Origin of the sequence: Paracoccus sp. (in: a-proteobacteria) (assembly GCF_030536915.1) — a bacterium.
In the GTDB taxonomy this organism is placed as follows: Bacteria; Pseudomonadota; Alphaproteobacteria; order Rhodobacterales; family Rhodobacteraceae; genus Paracoccus.
In genome coordinates this window covers 3324-24595 of sequence record NZ_JAUNPC010000039.1, presented here as the reverse complement: position 1 = coordinate 24595, position 21272 = coordinate 3324, and the positions used below count along the sequence as shown (strand labels likewise).

The 21272-nt window shown below is 69.9% G+C and carries 22 protein-coding genes; 10 read left to right on the top strand and 12 right to left on the bottom strand.

The genetic code is table 11. From position 1 onward, the window contains the following. The coding region (locus Q4F04_RS08615; RefSeq protein WP_368660709.1) for an acyl-CoA dehydrogenase family protein at nt 1–297 on the top strand (297 nt) is incomplete at its 5' end. Here Q4F04_RS08615 and Q4F04_RS16010 read toward each other — a convergent pair. Beyond that, nucleotides 198–551, bottom strand: a complete 354-nt coding sequence (locus tag Q4F04_RS16010) for a recombinase family protein (RefSeq protein WP_368660710.1) — start codon at nt 549–551, stop codon at nt 198–200. The two genes, Q4F04_RS08615 and Q4F04_RS16010, sit on opposite strands and share 100 nt — an antisense overlap. A 152-nt stretch (nt 552–703) precedes the next feature. Here Q4F04_RS16010 and Q4F04_RS08610 point away from each other — a divergent pair, with 152 nt between their 5' ends. Both Q4F04_RS08610 and Q4F04_RS08605 read left to right on the top strand, forming a co-directional pair. Further along, complete coding sequence (locus Q4F04_RS08610) at nt 704–1366, top strand: ParA family protein (protein WP_303369426.1); 663 nt, start codon at nt 704–706, stop codon at nt 1364–1366. Then, entirely contained in the window at nt 1366–1671 is a 306-nt protein-coding gene (locus Q4F04_RS08605) for a chromosome partitioning protein ParB (protein WP_303369425.1), read from the top strand. Before Q4F04_RS08610 ends, Q4F04_RS08605 begins: the two co-directional genes overlap by 1 nt. Before the next feature lie 275 nt (nt 1672–1946). On the opposite strand, the gene Q4F04_RS08600 is transcribed toward Q4F04_RS08605, so the two are convergent. Further along, on the bottom strand, nt 1947–3239 hold the full coding sequence (locus tag Q4F04_RS08600) for a hypothetical protein (protein WP_303369424.1): 1293 nt from the start codon (nt 3237–3239) through the stop codon (nt 1947–1949). Between the two features lie 17 nt (nt 3240–3256). Continuing rightward, nucleotides 3257–4351 (bottom strand): cellulase family glycosylhydrolase, encoded by a 1095-nt coding sequence (locus Q4F04_RS08595; protein ID WP_303369423.1) that lies wholly within the window; start codon nt 4349–4351, stop codon nt 3257–3259. A 619-nt stretch (nt 4352–4970) separates the two neighbouring features. Between Q4F04_RS08595 and Q4F04_RS08590 the strand changes: the two genes are divergently transcribed. The 5 genes from Q4F04_RS08590 to Q4F04_RS08570 all read left to right on the top strand — a co-directional run bounded on the left by Q4F04_RS08590 (nt 4971) and on the right by Q4F04_RS08570 (nt 10892). After that, nucleotides 4971–6146, top strand: a complete 1176-nt coding sequence (locus tag Q4F04_RS08590) for a glycosyltransferase (RefSeq protein ID WP_303369422.1) — start codon at nt 4971–4973, stop codon at nt 6144–6146. 7 nt (nt 6147–6153) lie between these two features. Continuing rightward, nucleotides 6154–7155, top strand: coding sequence for a glycosyltransferase family 2 protein (locus Q4F04_RS08585; protein WP_303369421.1), 1002 nt, complete (start codon nt 6154–6156; stop codon nt 7153–7155). Further along, the gene (locus Q4F04_RS08580) at nt 7152–8141 is read left to right on the top strand and encodes a glycosyltransferase family 2 protein (RefSeq protein WP_303369420.1); all 990 of its coding nucleotides are present in this window, start codon (nt 7152–7154) and stop codon (nt 8139–8141) included. The genes Q4F04_RS08585 and Q4F04_RS08580 overlap by 4 nt, the downstream gene beginning before the upstream one ends. Next, complete coding sequence (locus tag Q4F04_RS08575) at nt 8141–10591, top strand: GNVR domain-containing protein (protein ID WP_303369419.1); 2451 nt, start codon at nt 8141–8143, stop codon at nt 10589–10591. The genes Q4F04_RS08580 and Q4F04_RS08575 overlap by 1 nt, the downstream gene beginning before the upstream one ends. A gap of 73 nt (nt 10592–10664) precedes the next feature. Further along, nucleotides 10665–10892, top strand: a complete 228-nt coding sequence (locus tag Q4F04_RS08570; protein ID WP_303369418.1) for a hypothetical protein — start codon at nt 10665–10667, stop codon at nt 10890–10892. On the opposite strand, the gene Q4F04_RS08565 is transcribed toward Q4F04_RS08570, so the two are convergent. From Q4F04_RS08565 to Q4F04_RS08540, 6 genes are all read right to left on the bottom strand, one after another. Continuing rightward, nucleotides 10868–12700 carry an ABC transporter ATP-binding protein gene (locus Q4F04_RS08565; RefSeq protein ID WP_303369417.1) on the bottom strand — a complete coding sequence of 611 codons (1833 nt, stop codon included), beginning with the start codon at nt 12698–12700 and terminating at the stop codon, nt 10868–10870. The two genes, Q4F04_RS08570 and Q4F04_RS08565, sit on opposite strands and share 25 nt — an antisense overlap. After that, on the bottom strand, nt 12693–13631 hold the full coding sequence (locus tag Q4F04_RS08560) for a serine kinase (RefSeq protein WP_303369416.1): 939 nt from the start codon (nt 13629–13631) through the stop codon (nt 12693–12695). Before Q4F04_RS08560 ends, Q4F04_RS08565 begins: the two co-directional genes overlap by 8 nt. Next, nucleotides 13628–15526, bottom strand: a complete 1899-nt coding sequence (locus tag Q4F04_RS08555; RefSeq protein ID WP_303369415.1) for an asparagine synthase-related protein — start codon at nt 15524–15526, stop codon at nt 13628–13630. The genes Q4F04_RS08560 and Q4F04_RS08555 overlap by 4 nt, the downstream gene beginning before the upstream one ends. Beyond that, complete coding sequence (locus Q4F04_RS08550) at nt 15523–15987, bottom strand: lasso peptide biosynthesis B2 protein (protein WP_303369414.1); 465 nt, start codon at nt 15985–15987, stop codon at nt 15523–15525. The genes Q4F04_RS08555 and Q4F04_RS08550 overlap by 4 nt, the downstream gene beginning before the upstream one ends. A 1-nt stretch (nt 15988) precedes the next feature. After that, nucleotides 15989–16249 carry a PqqD family protein gene (locus Q4F04_RS08545; RefSeq protein ID WP_303369413.1) on the bottom strand — a complete coding sequence of 87 codons (261 nt, stop codon included), beginning with the start codon at nt 16247–16249 and terminating at the stop codon, nt 15989–15991. Nucleotides 16250–16385: 136 nt separating this feature from the next. Continuing rightward, nucleotides 16386–16523: a hypothetical protein gene (locus tag Q4F04_RS08540; RefSeq protein ID WP_303369412.1), complete on the bottom strand. Its 138-nt coding sequence runs from the start codon at nt 16521–16523 to the stop codon at nt 16386–16388. 316 nt (nt 16524–16839) lie between these two features. On the opposite strand from Q4F04_RS08540, the gene Q4F04_RS08535 reads away from it, so the two are divergent. After that, on the top strand, nt 16840–17565 hold the full coding sequence (locus Q4F04_RS08535; protein WP_303369411.1) for a sugar transferase: 726 nt from the start codon (nt 16840–16842) through the stop codon (nt 17563–17565). 70 nt (nt 17566–17635) lie between these two features. Here Q4F04_RS08535 and Q4F04_RS08530 read toward each other — a convergent pair whose 3' ends face one another. The 3 genes from Q4F04_RS08530 to Q4F04_RS08520 all read right to left on the bottom strand — a co-directional run bounded on the left by Q4F04_RS08530 (nt 17636) and on the right by Q4F04_RS08520 (nt 20844). After that, complete coding sequence (locus Q4F04_RS08530; protein WP_303369427.1) at nt 17636–18934, bottom strand: O-antigen ligase; 1299 nt, start codon at nt 18932–18934, stop codon at nt 17636–17638. A gap of 5 nt (nt 18935–18939) precedes the next feature. Next, on the bottom strand, nt 18940–19899 hold the full coding sequence (locus Q4F04_RS08525) for a glycosyltransferase (RefSeq protein WP_303369410.1): 960 nt from the start codon (nt 19897–19899) through the stop codon (nt 18940–18942). Between the two features lie 147 nt (nt 19900–20046). Continuing rightward, a complete protein-coding gene (locus Q4F04_RS08520; protein WP_303369409.1) occupies nt 20047–20844 on the bottom strand; it encodes a family 16 glycosylhydrolase in 798 nt (265 codons plus the stop codon). Between the two features lie 130 nt (nt 20845–20974). On the opposite strand from Q4F04_RS08520, the gene Q4F04_RS08515 reads away from it, so the two are divergent. After that, nucleotides 20975–21272, top strand: a 298-nt coding sequence (locus tag Q4F04_RS08515; RefSeq protein WP_303369408.1) for a glycosyltransferase, incomplete at its 3' end; no start/stop codon positions are given.

The window sequence follows — 21272 nt, the reverse complement described above, 5'->3', positions numbered from 1 at the left end:
GGCATCCGTTCTGGCCCAGGCCGACAGAACCCCCGCACCCACCCCGGGCAGCGGGTCCATGTCCAGGGCAAGCTGGCCCCCCGCGTGATCGCCGCCTGGCGCGAGGGGCAGACTGACCCCGCCACCTTCCGCGAGATGCGCCTTCCGGGCGTGACGGTGCCCGAGAAACACAGCGGGTTCGGCGCCTCCTGCGTCAGCTACGGGCTGGGGGCGCGCGAGGTCGAGCGGGTGGATTCAAGCGACCGATCCCCGAGGACCTTGCGATCCCGAGGCGCCTTGCGAGGGCGTCGGGGCTGAGCCTTTCCTCCTTGTGCCGCCTTCGCGCCTCCCTCCGGCTTGATCTTCGCCTTGCAACCCTTGCAGACGCCGCGGGTCCCGGAGGCCGCGATCCCTTCCATCTGCCGCTCGCGGCGCAGGCCGGTCTTGAACTCGGCAAAGACGACGAGCATCTCGGAAAAGGCCTTGTCGGCGGCGGTCGAGTTGTTCACCGGCTGCCCGGTGACCTTCAGCGCGATGCCCCGGACGCGCAGCTCGTGCCCGAAATCCTGCAGGGCAATCCTGATCGGTCACATGCCGGTGTCCGACGCGGCTGCTCTCTCAGGGTATGTCCCTGCCGGACAAGGGCCGGCGCCCCCTGCCCCAAAAGATATTGCATATCCGGTTTGTTCGTATATCCGGTAAGGGAAATTATCGGATAAGCCTCATGCCCACTGTCGTCATCGCCTCGCCCAAGGGCGGCGCCGGGAAATCCACCGCCGCGGTCCTTCTGGGGACCGAACTTGCCCATGCGGGCGCCGCCGTCACGCTGCTGGACTGCGACCCGAACCGCTCGCTGACGCTCTGGGCCGGGCGCGGGTCGCTGCCGCCGCGGGTCGCGGTGCTGTCGGATGTCGACGAGGCCGGGATCGTCCGCACCATCAAGCGCCACGATCTGGACGGGCAGATCGTCATCGTCGATCTGGAAGGCGTCGCCTCGCGGCTGGTCAGCCGGGCGATCTCGCAGGCGGACCTGGTCATCACCCCAATGCGGGCGACGACGCTGGACGCGACCGTGGGCGTGCGCGCCCTGCAACTGATCCGCGAGGAAGAAGAGGCGCTGGACCGCCGCATCCCGCATGCCGTGGTCTTCACCATGACGCGGGCGGTGCGCTCGCGCCAGCACAGCGGGATCGAGGCCTCGCTGCGCGAACAGGGCGTCGACCTGATCGAGCCGCCGCTGATGGAGCGGACGGCCTTCTCTGCCCTCTTCGAGTTCGGGGGCAACCTGCGGACAATGCCCGCGCAGGGCAACATGGCCGCGGCCATCGGCAATGCCGAAAGCTTCGCGCAGGCGGTTTATGCGCGGCTGGCCGAGGGGGGCGCGTGATGACGGGCAAGCCTTTCAGCGTCGATCTGGGCCGGCTGAGGTCGCGCGAAAAGGACCGCAGCGCCGCCGCCGTCGAGCGCGCCGACCGCGCCGGCGAGGAACTGGGCTTCATCGACCGCGATCCGGTCAAGCGGCGCGGCCGCAAGCCCAGTCCGCGCACGGGACAGGTCCATGCCAAGGTGCTGCCCCATGTCGCCGAAGCCATCGCGGCCGAGGCCCGCCGCCGCGGCGTCCAGCAGGGCGTGGTGCTGGAGGAAGCCTGGGCGCTTTACCAAGCCCGCCAGGATGACGGCGCAGCCGGTTAAGACAATAACCGGATTTAAGAAGAAATCCGGTTATCAATAATATCCGGTTATTGCAGATATCCGATTTTTGTTCATACCGGGTTGATGCAAGGTGCCGGTTTCCTGCTGCATGTCATGTCCGGATGCGCGACAGGCATACCCACCCGCATCCTCCGAAAGCAGCCTGTGTCCGCAACCTGCCGTCCCCTGCAAGCGCCAGACAGGACAACGCCCCCGCGCCGGCAGGCCGGGCGGGGACGCCTTTGCATCGTCAGCCGGATACCCGGGGACGGGGATCAGACGGCCCTGACCGCCTCGATCCGCAGGTTTGTCATCTGGCTGAGCGTGGCCCGGCTGGCCGAGACCGTGATCGTCTCGCTGTCCTTTGCCGGTACGAAGTCGCGGACATGGTTGCCTGAGGATAGCCCGGCCCAGCCCTGGCCCGCCCCGGTGACGGACAGGTAGCCCTGCACCGAGAAGCTGGCCCGGTGCCGGACGCCGGGCGTCACCGCAAAGGTTGCCCGGGCGCTGGACTCGCCCGTTCCCGTCTTGCCCATGACGACAGTCCTGCCATCCGCCGCGATGCCCGCGGTCGAGCCGTCCTTCTGCGTGAACAGCCAAGCGCCGCCGTTGATCGTGCGCGGCGCGGGATCGACCGCCGTGCCCCCGGCGGCCGGGCGGGGCAGGGGGGCCTTGTCCGGCTTCTCGATCCAGACAGCCTTCGGCGTCACGGCATGGACCCGCATCTGCGCGCCCCTGGCGTAGTCCCCGGCGCCCCAGCCCGCCCAGGCGTCGTGATGCTCGACCGACAGGAACACCGTCATCACGGTCGTAGTGTCCCAGGTGCCGCCCTCGGCCATGTCGGCGGGATAGATCGTCTCGAAGATCTGTTCGTCGCAGTAGAAGTCGCAGCGGTCGGGCCGCAGGTCGTATTCCAGCCGCTGGACCCGGTTCGCAAGCGGCGCCCGGCGCATGATCCGCCGGGATGACGACACCCGCCCGCCGCCCGCCCTTGGCATGTGGACCGCGGGCGACCAGCCGGGCTTGCCGTCAAGGAAGGTCAGCTCGAAGTCGATCTCCTTGGCGTTGTCGGCATGGGCGAAGAAGGCGGCGACGGCATGGGGCCGGGTGACGTGGATCTCGGCGCCCATGCGGCCAAGTGCGTGCCGCATCCCGTTCTGGCCTTGCATCGCGCCGGTGTGCCAGCTGCGCCCGGTGGCCGGGTCGCGCTCGCCGAAGCCGGCATTGACGATGACCGAGCCGTCCGCCTGCCAGTCCAGAAGCGAGGGCCTGCCCACCGACTTCGGCCCGACGCCCCACTGGGGCAGGTAGATGTCGAAGGCGGACCAGTCGAAGGTCAGCCTGCGGTCGATCTTCAGATCGCCGATCTTGCTGAAGCCGGCCGGGCTGCCCTTGGCGGGCAGCGGCTCGGCAGGTTTCGGGGCCTCGGGCGCGGGTGGTGCCGGGACGGGCGGGGCGGCTTCCAGCCGCTCCAGCCGCGCGGCGATGCCGTCGAGCCGCTGCGCCAGTGCCGCATCGGCGCCGCGCAGGTCCTTGAGGATGGGGTCCAGGTCGGGATCGTGGGCCATCAGGGTCCTCTGTCGGATCAGGGTTTGGCGAGGGCTGCGACCGCCGTCCGCAGCGCGGCCAGCGCCGGCTTGGCGATGCCGTCGGGGCGGTGAAGGCCGAACCAGTTCTCGGGGTTGGCGGTGTCGCCGCCGCGGTCGTCCAGCGAATACCAGAAGCACGGGCCGATCCCCGGATGCTTGCGGATGGCGGCGGGCAGGTCGGCCAGCAGCTTGGCCTGTCCGGCTTCGGTCAGGGTGGCGGTGCCGCGGGTCGGATGGCCGACCTCGGTGATCCAGATCTTCCTGGCGCTTTCGCCGTTGGCGTCCATCAGCGGGCGCAGGACGCGCACGGTCTGGCCCCAGCCGGTCCAGTCCACGGGATGTTCCAGGTCAAAGGGGTAGCTGTAGGGATGGATCGCCAGCGCGTCATAATGGCCCTTGGCCCCCAGGGCATAGCAGCGCGTCACCCAGTCGCGCACGCCGATGCTGCCGCCAGTGGTCGTGGGCACGGCCGACAGGCCCGCGCCCACGACAAAGGCCCTGGGATTGGCGCGCTTGATTTCCGCGTGGGCGGCCTTCAGCACGGGCACGTAACGCTCGGGCGTCATGCGGTTGAGGTTGGGCTCGTTCCAGATCTGCCAGTGGTCGACCCGGCCCGCGAACCTGGCGGCGGCGGCCCCGGCAAAGCGGCCGAAGCGGGCGGCGTCGGCGGGATCGCTCAGGCTTTCATCGCTGCCCCAGGCGGGCTTTCCGGTCAGGATGCCCAGCACTTGGATGCCGCGCTGGCCCGCTGCGCTGACCAGCGCCTCGACGCCGGCCCAGTCGAAGGCGCCGCCCTGGCTGCGCTCGATCTGGTCCCAGTAGAAGTCGAAGCGGATCATGCGGGCGCCGGTGGCGGCGATGCGGTCCAGCATCCCGGCCGGGTTCTTCGCCAGTTCGTTGCGGGGCACCGCAAAGCCGAGCGCCTGCCGGTTCATCGTCGGGGCCGGTGCCGGTGCCGGTGCAGGAGTCGGAGCGGGGGCAGGGGCAGGCGCGGACGCGCCCTTTTCCAGCTTGTCCAGCCGCGCCGTGATGGCCACGAATTGCGCGTTCATGCCGTCGAAGATCACGTTCAGGTCGGGATCGTAGGCCATGCGTCTTTCTTCCTTGTGGATGCAGAGGTCAGGGGCCTTGCCCATCGGCAGCCCCGGATTGTGGCGGACCGCCCGCCGCCGGCCCGAAGGCCTGCGGCCGCTTTCCGCGGTGATGTCGTGATCGCGCCGCCGGGCGTCAGGCCGCAATGGCCCCTGCCGGGTACGGCATCCGCCCGCCGGAAAGGGAATGGCCGGGCAGGCGGGGGCCGGCGCCTCTGTCCGGATTTGTGGAAATCCCGGGCGGCAGGTTGTCGGTCATCCTTGTCCCTCGATTGCGCGCGGGAAGCGGTTGTTCCTGCGCCGGCCCGGGGAAATTATGAATGATGCGTTAACACATGACTTTCGGGGCGCGCGTTGCGGCTGCGGAAAACGCAACGCCGGAAATTGGGGCATTCTTGCGGGCCTTTTTTCCCGTTCTGACGCGCACGTGATCGCTGCGCCATTCTGCCACCTGTCTCTTTAGACAATTCTAGGTGTTTGGCGGTTTTCCGCCGTTGTGCAATTCGCTATCAACGCGCGAAGCTTGGCCAGGGCCTTGGGGATGACAAGTCCGATCTCTGGCCCTGCCCATATTCTGACCCATTTCCATCGGCCTTTTCTGCCGGAGACGATATTGCACGTGACCTATCTTGCCCATGACCTTGATGACCCGTCGATCTGGCGGCGGGTCGAGATGCTGCGCCGCGGCGGCGCCAGTGTCCGGGTCGCGGGTTTCCGCCGCGGGGAAGGGGCGCTTGCCGAGCCTGCGACCGTTCTGGGCCGCACCGTCAACGCGCGCATGGGTCAGCGGGTCCGCACAATCCTGGCGGCATGGCCGGGCCTTGCCCGCCGGGTTCCGCCCCCCGGAACCCCGGACGAACCCGAGATCGTGCTGGCCCGCAACCTCGAGATGCTGGCCCTTGGCGCAAGGCTGGCGCGCGCCCGCAGGGGCCGCGCCCGGCTGGTCTACGAGCTTCTGGACATCCACGGCATGATGCTGGGGCAGGGGGCCGTCGCCCGCAGCCTGCGCCGGGTCGAGGCCGGGCTGATGCGCCGGGCCGCGCTGGTGGTGCTGTCCTCGCCCGCCTTCGCCGCCCGCTACCTGCGCCCCCATGGCCAGCCCGACCTGCCCGCCCTGCTGGTCGAGAACAAGCCCTTCGCCCGCCCCGATGCCGGCCCCCGTCAGGCCGGTCCCGCCCCCGGCGGGCTTGAGGAAGGCGGGCCGCTGGTCATCGGCTGGTTCGGGATGCTGCGCGACGACTGGTCGCTGAAGACGCTCGACCGGCTCACCCGGTCGCGACCGGGGCGGTTCCGCGTGGTGCTGCGCGGACGCCCGGCGCTGGACGTGATGCCGGATTTCCACGCCATCATCGGCGCCAACCCGGACATGGAGTTCCTCGGCGCCTATGACTGGCCTGGCGACCTGCCCGCGATCTACGGGCAGATCGACGTGGCCTGGCTGATCGACCGCTACCAGGCCGGGCAGAACTCGGACTGGCTGCTGCCCAACCGGCTTTACGAGGGCTGCCTGAACGGCGCCGTCCCGGTCGCGCTGGACGGAACCGAGGTCGCGCGCCGGGTCGCCGGATGGGATTGCGGCGTGGTTGTCGCAGACCCCGGCCCCGAGGCCGTGGCAGGGGCGCTGTCGGCGCTGGACCCAACCGGGCTTGCAAGGCTGCGCGGGGCGGTGGCCGCCATTCCCCGCGACCGGCTGGAAATGGACAGGGCCGAATGCCGGCGCCTGACCGCGGCCATCTGCGGCACCTCTCCCGTTCCTGCGGCCACGACCGCCCCCGCCCCCGCGATCACCGGATAGCCTTGCCATGCCCATGTTTCCCGACCCCCAGGTGCTGATCGTCATCCCCACCCTGAACGAGGCCGCGCATATCGAAGGCGTGCTTGATTTCGCGGTGGCCTTTGCCGAACGCGCCGACGGGCTGGTCGTGGTGGCCGACGGCGGCTCGCGCGATGCGACCTGCAACATCGTCCGCCGCCGCGCCGCCGACCACCGGCGCATCCGGCTGCTGCACAACCCCCGGCGGCTGCAGGCCGCGGCCGTGAACCTTGCCGTCGAGCGCTTCGGCCGAGGGGCGGAATGGCTGCTGCGCCTTGACGCCCACAGCGCCTATCCCGACGATTACGGCGACGTCCTGCTGGACGAGGCGCGGCGCACGGGCGCGGCCAGCGTGGTCGTCTCGATGCATGCCGAAGGGCGGCGCTTCCTGCAGCGGATCATCGCCGACGCCCAGAACTCGCCCCTGGGCAACGGCGGCTCGGCGCACCGGCTGGCGGGGGGCGACGCCTGGGTCGATCATGGCCATCACGCGCTGATGCAGGTCGCCGCCTTCCGCGAGGTCGGCGGCTATGACGAAAGCTTCAGCCACAACGAGGATGCCGAGCTGGACCGCCGCCTGTCCGCGGCGGGGCACCGCATCTGGCTGACCTCCAGGACCCGCCTGACCTATTTCCCGCGCCAGAGCATCCGGGCGCTGATGCGGCAGTATTACAATTTCGGCCGCGGCCGGGCGCGCAACCTCATCAAGCACAACGCCCGCCCGGCGGCGCGGCAGGCCCTTGCGGCGTTGCTGGCCCCGGCGGCGGCGCTGGCGCCGCTGGCGCCCTTCAGCGTGGTCTTCGTGCTGCCCTCTGTCCTGTGGCTGCTGGCCTGCCTGGCGGGGGGCGTGATCATCTCGATGCAGACGAAAAGGCCCGACGGGCTGCTGGCGGGGCTGGTCGCGGGGACGATGCACATGGCCTGGTCGGCCGGCTTCTGGCGGCAATGGCTGTCCCGGCGCGAGACCCATCCGGCAAGGGCCGCCACATGAGCGATCCCGTTCTGCGCGATGCGGTGCTGATCGGCATCTGCACCTTCCGCCGCCCCGAGCTTGCCGCGACGCTCGACTCGCTGGCGCGGCTCGATCCCTGCGGCCTGCCCCTGTCGGTCGCCATCGCCGACAACGACCGCGCCCCTTCGGCGCGGGACCGGGTGCAGGCCATCGCCGCCACGCATCCGCTGCCCATCACCTATCTGCATGCGCCCGAGGCGAATATCTCGATCGCCCGCAACGCGCTGCTGGATCATGCCCGCAACACGGGCGCACGGCTTCTGGTCTACCTGGACGACGACGAAAGGGCCGAGCCTTCCTGGCTCGCCCGCCTCGTCGCGGGCTGGAGAGCGGGGCAGCAGTCCGGGGCAGGGATCGGCGCCGTCCTGGGCCCAGTGCGGGCCCATTATCCCGCCGGCGCGCCCGGCTGGATGGACCGCGCCCGCGCCCATGACACGCTGCCGGTCTTCGGAAAGGACGGAACGGTCCGGTCGGGCTACAGCGGCAACACCCTGATCGACCTGGCCGACCCGGCCGCGCAGGGCCTGCGCTTCGACCTGTCCCGCGGCCGTGCGGGCGGGGAGGACAGCGCCTTCTTCGCCGATTTCCTTGCCGCCGGCGGCCGGATCGGCTTTGCGCCCGACGCCGTCGTTCACGAGGACGTGCCACCCGGCCGCGCCCGTCTTGCATGGCTTCTGCGGCGGCGCTACCGGATGGGCCAGACCCATGCCAGCCTGATCGCCCGCGGCCGCTCGCGGGGGGAACGGCTCGGCGCGGCGGGGGTGGCTGCCGCCAAGGCGATGGCCTGCGGCGGGCTCGCCCTGCTGGGGGCGGCCCGGCCCGCCTGGCGCAACCGCCAGATCATGCGGGCGGCCCTGCATGTCGGCGCGGCGGCCCATCTTGGCGGGGCGCCGCAGATTGAAATCTATGGAACGGCGCCCGGTCGGACAGATCCGGCCCCCCGGCAAGCACCAAAGGAAAACTGATGCCGCGCGACCTGAAGCCGTTCGAACTGGCCAGTCCCTATGGCGCAAGCCAGCCCGCGCAGGTCCAGACCATCGACCTGCGCCGGGTGATGGTGGCGATGCGCCGGCAGCGCCGGACCATCCTGCTGCCGGCCGTGCTGCTGGGGGGTCTGGGGCTTGCCTATGCCGCCTCGAAGCCCGCGACCTACGAGGCTTTCTCCAGCCTGCTGCTGGACAGCAACGTCAACCGCTCGGTCCAGCAGGCGGGCGGCATCGACACCGCCGCGCTGCCTTCGGAACGCATCGAGAATGCGCGCGTCGTCCTTGAATCGGAAAAGCTGGCCTATGACGTGCTGGACCGGACCGGGCTGCAGGCCAATCCGTCCTTCATGAACCCGCCGGAATCGGGCTTTTCGAACCTGGTCGGCCGGGTCATGGGCACGCTGCTGGCCCCGGTCGCCTGGGTCCAGGACCAGATCGCGGCGCTGACTTCATCGACCCCGGTCATCGACCCCGCCGCGCTGCCCTCGGCGACCAGCTTCGGCGATCCCTCGGTCGCCCCGATCGACCCCGAGCGGCGGCTGGCCGCGATGCGCCTGCAGGGGGGGATGGAGATCTACCGGGTCGGGCAAAGCTCGGCCGTGGCGGTCAGCTTCACCTCGCATGATCCCTTTGTCGCGGCCGAGGCCGCCAATGCCTATGCCGACGCCTATGTGCAGGACATCCTGGTCACCAACGCGGAATCGGTCGGCCAGACCAACGCCTGGATGCGCGGCCGCCTGGACGAGTTGCAGGCACAGGCGCAGGCTGCCGCCAACGCGGCCGAACGCTTCGCCGCCGAGAACGGGCTGGTCGAGTTCTCCTCGGGCGGGCTTCTGACCGAGCAGGCGCTGAACGAGCTGAACTCGGGCCTGACTGTCGCCCTGACCGACGCCGCCCGCGCGCAGGCTGTTCTGGAAACCTATGACCGCGCGGTCGCAGGGGGCGTCGAGGGGCTGACCGACAGCAACAGCTCGCTGGCCATCGGCGGCGAGATGTCCGAGGAACTGCGCTCGCGGCTGGACAACTACAACGACGTCCGCGCCCGGCTGCAGCGGCTGCTGGCCTCGTCCGGGCCGAACCACCCGCAGGTGGCGGGCTTGCGCCAGACCCTGGCCACCACCGCCGAGCGGCTGTTCGTGGAACTGGAAGCCCGGCGGGCCGAGGCGCAGAGCGCCCTTGATGTGGCCCGTGCCCGGGTCGAGGCCCTGCAGCAGAGCGTCAACCAGGCCTCGCAGCGCAACAGCGCCCAGGCCGCCAATTTCGTCCGCCTGCGCGCCCTGCAGGAAGAGGCCGCGACCTTGTCGGCGCTGTACCAGCAGACGCTGACCCGCTCGCAGGAGATCGAGCAGCAGCAGTCCTTCCCGGTCTCGAACGTGCGGATCCTGTCCTATGCGCAGGTCCCGGCGGCGCCCTCGGGGCCTGCGGTGCTGCGCACGACGCTGGCCGCGACCCTGCTGGGGCTGTTCGGGGGGCTGGCCCTTGCCGCGCTGAAGGAAGGCCGCGAGCGGATGCTGCGGACCGCCAGCGACGTGACCGACCGCTCGGCGCTGCGCTTCCTGGGCCATCTGCCGGTGCTGCCGCGGGTCCGCCGGCTTCGCGCCGAAAAGGCCGCGCTGCCTGAATCGAGGCCGGTGCCCCGCATTGCGGCCGCGCCGCAGGCGAAACGGGGCGAGACGCTTCCGGTCCTGTCCAAGCCGAAGCCGCCGGTCATCAACGCGCCGGTGCCGGTGCTGCATTTCCCCGACTCGGTTTATGCCGAAACCCTGCGCCATGTCCGGCTGGCCGCCGATGCATCCGGCAGCCCGATGCCGGTGACCGGGGTCACGTCGTTCCACCCCTACGAGGGGCGGTCGCTGGTCGCCTTCAACCTGGCCGGCCAGCTCGGGGTCGGACTGCAATCGGTGCTGCTGATCGACGCCGACAGCCGCGGGCGCGGACTCAGCAGGATGCTGGGCATCGACCAGCGGCCGGGGCTGACCGACGCGGTGGCGGGGCGCGGCGACTGGGAAGGCATGCTGGTCGGCATCGCCAACACCAACGTCAATGTCCTGCCCTGCGGATCGACCGCGGGGGGGACCTCGGACGACCTGATGACCGGCAAGCTGCTGGGCCAGATCGTCGAGAATGCCTGCCACGAGTTCAGCCGCGTGATCGTGGACGTGCCGCCGCTTTACCCGGTGGCCCAGGGCCGGGCGATCCTGCACGAACTGCCGCGCTTCCTGATCGTCGGGGAATGGGGCCGCACCCCCCGCAGCATGGTCGAGACCGTCCTTGCCGAAGAGCCCGAGCTTGAGGCGAATTGCCTTGGCGTGGTCTATGACCGGGTCAACCTGCGGAAGCTGCGGTCATTCCTGATGCCCGAGGCGATGGAGAACTACCTCGGCCGCTCGAAAAGCAGTCTTACGCTGCGTCGCCGCAGGGAACCATAAAATTTTTAACCATTTCTTAATTTCCTTGGCGCAACCTGTGGTATACTACTGCCATAGGTTGAAGGACTTTGAGATGTTCGTCATTCGTTACCTGATAACGGCCGTGGCGGTGATTTCCGGCGTCCTGGCATGGGCAATCCCGGCCGGATATTCGGCCTGGCAGATTGCCGGAATGGCCTTTCTGGCGGTTCTTGCCTTGCAGGCCGCAATCCTGGCTTTCGTGATATTCGCAACCTCGCGCCGGGACCGGGCTGGTAATGCGCGCAAGCGATCCGATCAGCTTGTCATTCTGCCCAGATAGCTTTCCGCCTGCAGTCCCTGTTCGCGCGGGCGTTCGGACGCGGTCACGCGTCCCGATTCCATCACGAAGACCGCATCCGCCACCCGGATCAGCGCCGGGCGATGGGTGATCGCCAGAATCGTCATGCGCCCCCGCAACCCGTCGATGGCCCGGATCAGGGCTTCCTCGTTTTCCCAGTCCAGCGCGCTGGTCGCCTCGTCCAGCACCAGCACGTCGGGCTCGCGCAGCAGCGCGCGGGCAACGGCGATCCGCTGGCGCTCGCCCCCCGACAGAAGCGCGCCGCGGTCGCCCATCATCGTGTCCAGCCCCGCCGGCAGGTCGCGCACGAACCCGGCCGAGGCGAGGTCGAGCGCCCGGAAGATCCGCTCGTCATCGACGGGACCGGGCGCGGCGATCGCCATGTTGTCGCGGATGGTGCCGTTGATCATGAAAGGCTCTTGCGCGACATAGCCGGTGCGGTCGCGCCAGTTGCGGAACTGGCCGGGGCGCAGCGCCTCGCCATCCACCAGCACCGCGCCGGTCCGGGGTTCCAGCAGGCCCATCACGATGTCGGCGAGCGTGCTTTTTCCCGCGCCGGACGGCCCGACCAGCACCGTCAGTTCGCCCGCGCTCAGGGTCAGGGAACAATCGCTGACCGCCTCGCGCGATTCGCCCGGAAAACGCCAGCTCACCCGGTCCAGCCGGATGTCCCGGCGCGGGACGGGGGCGGGGTCGCGGCCTGCCATCGCCGGGTCGCGTTCGGCCTGCAGGTCGTCCCGCAGACGGGAAATCGCCCCCCAGGCCGGCAGGTCCACCAGCAGCTGCTGCACCGAGCCCTGGATGCCCATGAAGCGCGGCGCCGTCCGCATGAACAGCAGAAGCAGGATCACGATCCGGGCGACATCAAGCTGCGCCCAGGCCAGCGCCACCCAGATGAACAGCGCGGCGCCGCTGACCACGGCGAACTGGAACAGGCCCGCCCCGATCGAGGACTGCCGGATGAACTGCCGCGCATCGGCCTTTGTCTGCCCCAGGATCGCCGAGAACAGCCCCAGGTAGCGGTCCTCCAGGTTCATGCTGCGGGCCATCTTGAGGCTGCCGACGAATTCCGACACCGCCGCAAGCTGGCCTTCGCGCCGCCCCTGCAGCCGGTCGCCGTAATGCCGGGCCAGCCGGCGGAAAGGCCGCATCAGCATCAGCGCCACCACCCCGAAGCCATAGGACAGCAGCGTCATCGGCGCCGAAATCGCCAGGCTCAGCACGAAATACAGCGCCAGCCCCACCAGGTTCTGCAGGATCGACAGGACAAGAAAGGCGGCAAGATACAGCCGCTCGATCTCGCCGGTCAGGGCATGCTCGATCCGGGTGCGGGGGATGCGGGCGACATGGGCCCAGCGGGCCAGCGCCACCTCGCGGAACAGGGCGGTGCGGTGGTGGTTGGTGAAGTCGTGGATCAGGTCGGACAGGTAGACCGCCTTGCTGCGGTTGAAGATCGCCTGCAGCGCGGTCAGCCCGACAATGACCAGCAGCAGCGCGCCCAGCGGGACCATCGCGGGCAGCAACCCGGCGCCGGGGAAATCCAGCCCCGACATATCGATCGAGGTGCCGCCCGCGCCGACAAGCTGCAGCACCGGCAGGAAGGTCACAATCGCGGCGCCCTCGCTGAGCGTGCCCAGAACCAGCAGCGCCAGCCCGATCCAGAGCCGCCGCCCTTCCAGGTGCCGCAGCGCCCGCCACAGCGAGGCAAGCTGGCCCGCAGCGCCACGGCTTCGGGCGCGGGCTTCCTCGGCGGGGACCGGAGCCGTCAAGGGCGGGCTGGTGTCAGTCATCGCCGAGGTCGCGGTCGATCGCCGCGCGGATGTCGGCGGCGCGGTCCAGCCCCTCGGCCAGCAAAAGCCGCCGGGGCGGGCAGCGCAGCGCCAGTTGCCCGGCGGCGCGGAAATGCCCGGCCGCCGCCGGCCCGTTCAGCAGCGCCTGGCCGAAGCGGACCGCATAGGAAAAGCGCAGCACCGCCGCCAGCGCTTCGGATGGGGGGATGCGCAGCACCTCTGACGGCTGGCCCGGCGCCGCGCGTTCCAGCAGGTAAAGCCGCGCCGCCGGGACCGGCGCCCCCGCCAGATGGGCGGGGTCCAGCATCGCGCGGGCCTTGTCGATCGCGTCATGGACATGGCCCCGGACGGTGGCGCCGGGGGGCAGCATCCGCGCCGCGCCCTCGGACAGCTTGACCTGGCCGAAGCCGGGCAGCATCCGGCCAGCTTGGTCGATCGCAACAAGGTCGTCGGCCAGCAGCCGCGCCCCGTTCCGCAGGAAGCCGGTGGCGGTGGTGGACTTGCCCACGCCCTTGTCGGCCAGAAAGGCGATGCCGCGTCCGCGGTGGACCACGGCGCTGGCGTGCAGGACGAACAGCCCGCGGCGGCGCAGCGCCTCGAACAGGACCGGTCCCAGCAGCGGAAAGGCCAGCAGGTCGTCCGAGATGCCCGGCCTGCGCTCGATCCCGATGCGGCTGCCGTCGGTCGAGACCGAGAAGGCCCCGACCTCGGGCCACCAGAACCAGGTGCCCTCGGGTCCGAAGCGGCAATCGGGCAGGGGGCTGCGGGGGATCGCGGGCTGCGGTTCCTCGGATATCCGCAACTCGGCCGGTCGCCCCGGCATCCCGGGGGCCAGTTCGGGCAAAAACACGTCCGACACCACGCAAAGCCCATAGGCGGCATAGGCATGGGCCTGAAGGGGCGGGGCGGAAAGGGCAGGGGCAGCGGTCATCGGACACTCGCAAGGGCCGCGCCGGGGGCGCGGGACGAAAGGGACAGGGCGGGCCGTTCCAGCCATGCGGCGAGCCACAGCGACCGCCACAGCCGGAAGGCCGTTTCCAGATCGGGCTCGGGCGCGCGGGCCAGGTGCTCGGCATCCGCGCGCAGGACGCCCGTGTCCACCCAGCCCCGCAGGGGGCCGGGGTCGGCGCGCAGGGCGGCGATGCGGCCCTGCGGGTCGCGCCGCAGCGCCCCCCAGAAGCCGGCGATGAAATCGGTCTTGTCCCCGCGCATCCGCACCGATTCCGGCAGGATGCCCCGCATCGCCCGACGCAGCAGGGCGCGGGGCTGGCCGCCCGCGACCTTGGCAGGTTCGGGCTGCCAGACGCAAAGCTCGACCACGCGATGGTCGTAGAAGGGATAGCGCGGCGCCACGCCTTCGGCCTGCGCGGCCCGGCCCATTGTCTCGAAGGCGGCGGGGGCCAGCGGGCCGGTCAGCATCGCGGCATGCAGGCGCACGCCTTCGGGCAGGTGGCGGTCCTCGGGGGTAGGGGCCTGCCCGGCGCGGGCCCGTTCCACCAGCCGGGTTTCGCGGGCGAGGTCGGGATCGACCAGCGCGCGCCAGTCCCGGGGGTCGGGACCTGCGTCCTTCAGGGCCCAGCGGCCCAGCCGGCCGAAGCCGCGCCGCCCGCGGATGGCCAGCAGGGTGGCCAAGGCCTGCGACACCGGCTCGCCGGTGAAGCGGGCGTGGCGCACGGCCAGCGCCAGGGCCAGCGGCCAGCGGCCGTTCCCGGCGATCAGGGCGATGTCGCGGAAGCTGCCGCCGATCACCTCGTCGCCGCCATGGCCGTCCAGCACCGCCGCGCAGCCCTGTTCCCGCGCGGCACGATACAGCCGGTGGTTGCGTTCCAACCCGGGGGCGAAGACCGGCTGGTCCTGCCAGTCAAGCTGGGCGTCGATGTCGAAAAGGGTGTCGTCCTCGGCCTCTCCGGGCAGGAAGACGGGGGCAAGCTCCTGCCCCGACCGGCGCAGCACCTCCTGGATATGGCGTCCCTCGTCCATGGCCGGGTCGCGATAGCGCAGCGACAGCGCCGGGCGGCGGCAGAGGGCCGGCGCGTCCGGCCCGACCGACAGCAGCGCCAGTGCGCTGGAATCGAGCCCGCCGCTGAGCATCGTGGCCGTGGGACCGTCGGCGCAGGCCTGCACCGTCGCATGGGCCAAGGCCGCCTGCAGGGCGGCATCCGCGTCCCGCGGATCGGGCGGGGCGGTCCGTTCCAGCCGGTACCAGCGGCGCAGGGCGGTGGTCCCGTCCGGGTCCAGGGTCATCAGGTGGCCGGGGGGCAGGCGCGACACCTCTTCCCAAGCGGTCGCGGTGGCGTCGAGCGGCTGCCCCGCCAGAAACCCCGCCACCCAGGCGCGGTCGATGCCGGGGGCCGCGTCCTGCCCCGCCAGCACCGTGGACAGGTCGCTTGCGAAGACGGCGCGGCGCGGGGCCAGTGCATAGGCCAGGGGCTGGATGCCGAAACGGTCGCGGACGGCGGTCAGGCGCCGGCTGCGCGCGTCCCACAGGACAAAGGCGAAGGCACCGTTCAGGCGATCGGGCGCATCCGTGCCCCAGCGCCGCCAGGCGGCCAGCACCAGCTCGGCCGGGCCGGCGCCCGGATGGGCGGCCAGCGCGCCGCGCAGCTCGGCCAGGTCGGTCAGCGCGAGGTCCCCGGCCAGCGTCAGCGGACCGAGGCTCTGCACCGTGGCGGGGCTGCCGGACCGCCCGGCCTGCCACAGGTGAAGGCGCTCGGTTCCCTGATATCCGGGAATTTCCCCCGTGCGGCGGGTCAGGTCGGCCGCGATGCGCCAGGCGGCGGGGTCGTGATCCGGGCCATGGCCCAGCATGGCGGCAAAGCGGCTCATGCCCGGCCCGCGTCGGGAAGGGTGAAGTCGTGCAGGATGCGGTGGCGGCCGTAATCCTCGGGCGTGCCGCCAAGGACGATGGTGTCCCCCGCCATCAGCCAGGCATGGGGCGCCAGCGCACCGGGCGTGGCGGCCCGGGCCGGAACCGACAGCCGGATGGTCGTCGCATGGCCGCGCCGCGCCAGCAGAATCTGGCCGGCGCTGGCCTGGGTGAGGCAGCTTGCCCCCGGCACCAGCCGGGCGGCGGCCCGGACCGACCAAGCGATCTCGGCCAAATCGGCGCGGGGGGCGCCGCGGCCGGCGGCGGGACGCGCCAGCCCGTGAGCCTCGATCATCCGGCGCAGGTCGTGATGGGCGCCGCGCCCCAGGTAGCCGCGCACCAGCAGGACCGCCCCGAGTGCCTGCCACAGCAACAGGGCATCGCGGCGGCGCAGGCGGCGGATGCGTCGCAGGACCCCCATGTCAGACCGCCCGGATCAGGCCGTGCTTGAGCATGTCGTCCAGAAGATCGGCGATGTCGCGGCGGCATTCGCCGGGGGCGATCCCGTATTCGGCGGCGACGGCCGTGGTCAGGTCCTCGAGCGAGGCCGGCGCGGCCATGCGGTCCCAGATCCGGGCGCCGACGGGATCAAGGCTGAAATAGGTATTGGACTTGAGATCCAGGATCGCAATGCCGTCTTCGACCGCACAGGAAACGCATTCAGGGGAAGCGAGATAGGTCATGAATGACAACTTTGATAATTCCAGCAGAAAACAGTCGCCTCAACGTGCGAATTGGACAGGAGTTCCGATTGTTCGATCCGACGCGGCGCAAAGCCGCGAAAGTGGGCGGCGGTGATCCGCCGCCCGCCCGCCTGCATTACGAAAAGGTAAGCTGGCTCACCGGGGTGCCGGTCTGGAAGGTGTTGTCCAGAGCGTTGCCGCGGCTGTTGCCGTGGGTCATCGCTTCGAGCTGGCCCTGGACGCGGAGAACGGGGCGGGAGTAGGTCTTGACCATGATGTACCTTGTAAAAACACGACAGCTCAACGCTGCCGTCAGCAGATTTCCGCTTACACAGACATTTTCAACCTATCTATAAGGACAGGTCCCCTTCCGCGCTGGGAAAAAACCTTGTAAGATGCCGGCTTGCATGAAAATCCTAGAGTGCGGAGGCCGTTGACGGAGCGTCAGATTTAACTTTCAATATTAATTGATAAAGTTTTAACTAGATAGTTCCGCCTGCTTTGATCTAGGTATTCGCTCGGGGCATCCATGCGCCCTGCCGGCGTCCGGTCGGCAATTTGTTGTTGTTTTTTGTAGGGCTGGTGTTCAGATGCAGATGCTCCGTGCTCATGATCTTGTTGCCGATACCGACTCGCCCAGGCTTGTTGCCGCCCATGTGCAATCCCCCGCCGCAAAGCCGCTGCAGATCCCGCGGACGGTTCCGGTCGGCGGCGCGGCAAAGCGGGCGCTGGACATTTTCCTTGTCATTCTTGCCATTCCGCTGCTGCTGCCGCTGATCCTCGGGCTGATCATCATTCTCAGGATCAAGGACCCGGGGCCGCTGCTTTACGGGCATCGCCGCATCGGCTTCGGGGGGCGCGAGTTCAACTGCTGGAAGTTCCGCACCATGGTCGTCGATGGCGATGCGGTGCTTGAACGGCATTTCCGCAGCAATCCCGCCGCCGAGGCGGTCTGGAAGGAACAGCGCAAGCTGGTCGACGATCCCCGCGTCACCTCCATCGGCGCGGTGCTGCGCAAGCTCAGCCTGGACGAGCTGCCGCAGCTTCTGAACGTGCTGAAGGGCGAGATGAGCCTGGTCGGCCCCCGCCCGGTCGTGCAGGCGGAACTGGACCATTACGGCGCCTCGGCCCGGCATTACCTGGCCGCCCGCCCCGGTCTGACCGGCCTGTGGCAGATCAGCGGCCGCAGCGACACCACCTATGCCGAGCGGGTGCGCCTGGACCGGTTCTATGTCGCCAACTGGAACCTGTGGCAGGATCTCCGGATCATCTTCATGACCATTCCGGCCGTGGTGATGTCGCGCGGCGCGCACTGAGCCGGGCCTTTGCCGGAAGACCGCAGCGGGGCGCCCTTTCGCAGGGGCGCCCCGCTCTCGTTCCGGGGGGTCAGGTGACGGCCGGCAGGCCCGGCCGCCCGCCGCGCGCCATGGGCGCCTGTGCCGGGACGCGCTGCGTCCTGCGGAAGCCGCGCCCGTAGCAGACGGCGGCGATGGTGATCACCGAGGACAGCTCGAACTGGTAGAAATAGGCGGCCTCGATCCACATCAGCATGAACTGCCGCACCATGAAGAGCGCAAAGAAGACCGAGGCGGCCGAGGGGCTGCGGATCGCCCAGGACAGCGACGCCGCAAGGCCTCCGAAGAAGATTACCGCCTGCAGCGCCGCCCCGATCAGGCCGATTTCCACCGCGTTCGAGATCAGGGTGTTGTGGAAGTTGAACCCGCTGCGGCCGCCGATCCCGAACATCGCCCAGAGCTGTTCGGCCAGCGGCTGGCCATGGACCCAGAAGGCCTGGAACCCCACCCCCAGGGCCGGCCGTTCGGCGATCTCGTGGAAGGCCGCGGCCCACAGGTCCGTCCGCCCCGTCAGCGTCACGTCCTTGCCGGTGGTGTTCAGGAACCATTTGGACAACTCGGGCACCACGAAGGACAGCAGCACCCCCGCCGCCGCCGCCAGCACCAAGGCAAGAGCCACCAGGACCAGCCGCGCAAGGGGCGTCAGGCGCTGCAGCAGCATGATGACGCCGAAGGCCCCGATCACGGCCAAGGTGGCGACCAGCGCCCCGGTGGACTTCCCCATCACCAGCAGCAGCGCCCCGACCAGCAGGCTGGCCAGCGCCGGCAGACGCCAGCGCCATGACAGCCGCCGGTCGATCAGCACCGACAGGGCCAGGATGACCAGCAGCGCGCTGGCATTCGCCAGGGCGTTCTTGCTGGCGTAGATGCCCAGGTATCCCATCCCGTCCCCGCGGGTGCGGCCCGACAGAAGGCTGGCCAGCCCCGCGAGCGAGCTTGCCACGAACAGGATCTTGACAAAGGTCATGGGGGCCAGCCGGTAGCTGAGGGCCAGCGCGATCGCCACGGTCAGGCAGAACTGGATGCCGTAGCGCATCGTCAGGGACGGATAGTCCGACCAGGCAAAGGACATCAGGCACCAGAGCGCCAGCAGGACCAGCATCCATTCCTGCCGCAGCGCCGCCAGCGTCGCGCCCGGCCGGCTGAGCGCCACCGCCATGCCGGCGGCCAGAAACAGCAGCGCCCCCTTGGACCCGAGCGGCACGATGAAGAAAAGGCCGAAAAGTGCCAGGAACGCCGCCACCGCGACGGGCGAATAGCTGATGGTCAGGTTCGGCCCGGCGGGCGCCGCCCGTCCCTGCCCATGCCGCCGTGCCGCGCCGATTTTCACGGCGGTCAATTTGCCACTCGTGCCGCGATGGCCGCGACCGAGGGATGTTCGCGGCCGACATGCCGCACGGCCAGCCGCTTGACCTTGGCCTTCAGGCCGGGATCAGACGGAACGCCGGGCGCCCGGATGCCCGCCTTCCGCAAGGCTTCGCGGCGGCTGTCCATCGGCAGGCGCAGGACATCCCCCTCAAGGAACGCCTTGCGCAGCCGTTCCGGGGTTCCCTTCCACACCGCGCGTTGCAGGGCGGTGACCGAGGCCTTCAGGTCAAGCTCTCGCCGCAGCCAGCCCTTGCCCAGCCCGGCATTGCGGCTGGTCGATTGCTCGTTCTCGGCCCAGACGGCAAGTTTCTCGCGGCTGATGTAGATCGGTTCCGAGACGAGGCGGGTCCGCAGATATTCCTCGAGGGTGGGGATCGTGTCCACGCGTAGGGCGAGTTCGCCGCGGATGTGCCGGGACCAGAAGACCGCGCCGTTCGACAGGCCCACTGCCCCGAACATCGCCAAGTGCAGTTCTTCCGGCGCGTGGACTCGTTCGTCGTAGATCCCGTCAAAGATGCCCTTGTCCCCAATGCGGGCGTTCCCGGTGCGGCTGTCGTGCTCGATCACCTGATTCATCTGGCAGATCGTCACGCCCGCCTGCCCGATGATCTCGAGGCCCCGTGCCATGAATTCGGGACGCACCTGGTTGTCGTCCTCGAGCATGAAGAAGCAGTCGGCCCCGTAGGGGTTCTCGCGCAGGAAGCAGTCGTCGAGGTTGCGGACCATGAACTTCTGCGGCCGGTTCTGAACGTAGCGGATGCGCGGATCGCCGAAGTCCTCCACCACGTTGCGGGCGCTGCCGTCGGGGCAGTCGTCGCGCACCTCGCAGATCCATTCTCCGTGCGTCTGGGCTTGCAGGCAGCGCAGGGCGCGCCCGAGCAGGTCGGGGCGGCGGTAGGTCGGCGTTCGCACCAGCACCAGTGGCATCGAGGGTTCCCTGTTTTGCGCAGCAGAGAGCTACGGCATCCGCATGACCGTCAGGCCGCTTCGTTATCAAGTTGTCTTGTTGAACAGTCCGGGCTTGCGATGCGTCCGGCCCGGCGGGCGCGCCGCAACCGGCGGCGCCCGCGGCAGTCACGGGCGGGGGCATGTGATCGATCCCTCGAACAGGCAGGCGGCCTCCAGCGGCGTGTAGGCCACCCAGTCGATCTCGTAGCCGAGCGGCTCGTCGCGGGGGGTCTGCTCGCCCATCCACTCGGTCAGCACGGTCGTGCTCCAGAAGGACATGTAGATCTTCTGGGGGTGGTCGGGCAGCGGGCTGCCGGGCTCGGTGCGGTGGACCTCCTGCCCGTCCAGGTACCAGGTGATGCCCTCCGGCTCCCAGCGGAAGGCGACATCGTGGAACTCCTGGTCGAAGGGGGGCGTCGTGGGCACGGTCGCGCCGTTCTCCGGCTCGCCCTCGACATAGGTATTCACCTGCATCTCGCCGGGGTCGCGGGTGATGATCTCGATGTCGATCTCGCTGTGCGGCGTGTCGTGGACCGGCCCGGCATAGGTGAAGACCGAGGCGTTCATGCCCGACTGCCGGGGGGTGCGGATGCGCGCCTCGACCGTGCCGTAGTGGAACATGGCCCTTGTCTGGACCTCGCCGCAAAGGGGCGGGCCGCCATCCCCGGAGGCGGGGATGTGGGACAGCACCAGCATCCCGTCCTCTACCGCCACGGCCTTTTCCGACCAGTGGCAGTCCTGCCAGTCGCCGTTGGTCCAGCCGTCCGAGACATACCAGCGGTCGCGGTCCAGCGCGCCGGTGAAATCCTCGCGGAAGCCGGCGGTTTCGGGATGGGCCTTGTCCGACGGCTGATCGGGGGACTGCGCCGTGACGGGCTGGCCTGCGGTGGCCAGCAGGGCGATCAGGGCAAGGGAATGTCGCATCTCGAACCTTCTCGGCCGCGGGGGGATGGCGGGCGGTTGCCGCGTTGACTCCCGCGGCTTATGGAAGCCCGGCGCGGGTCGGTCAACGGAAAGGCGTTCACATGTCGTGCAATCCGGCGGGGACGCAGCCGTGAGCCCCGCCCCTGACGCCGTCCCTGCTTCCGCCGCGCGGCCCGTGGTCTCGGTGGTCATGGCCAATTTCCGCGGCGCCCCGCATCTGGCGGCCGCCATGCGCGCGGTCCTGGCCCAGTCCGAGCGGCGGCTGGAGCTGATCCTTGCCGATGACGCCTCGGATGACGACAGCGTGGCGATCGCGCGCGGGATCGCCGGAACCGACGGCCGGGTGCGGGTGATCGCGAGCCCCCGCAACCAGGGCCCCGCCGCCACCCGCAACGGGGCGCTGGACGCGGCGCGGGGCGACTGGATCG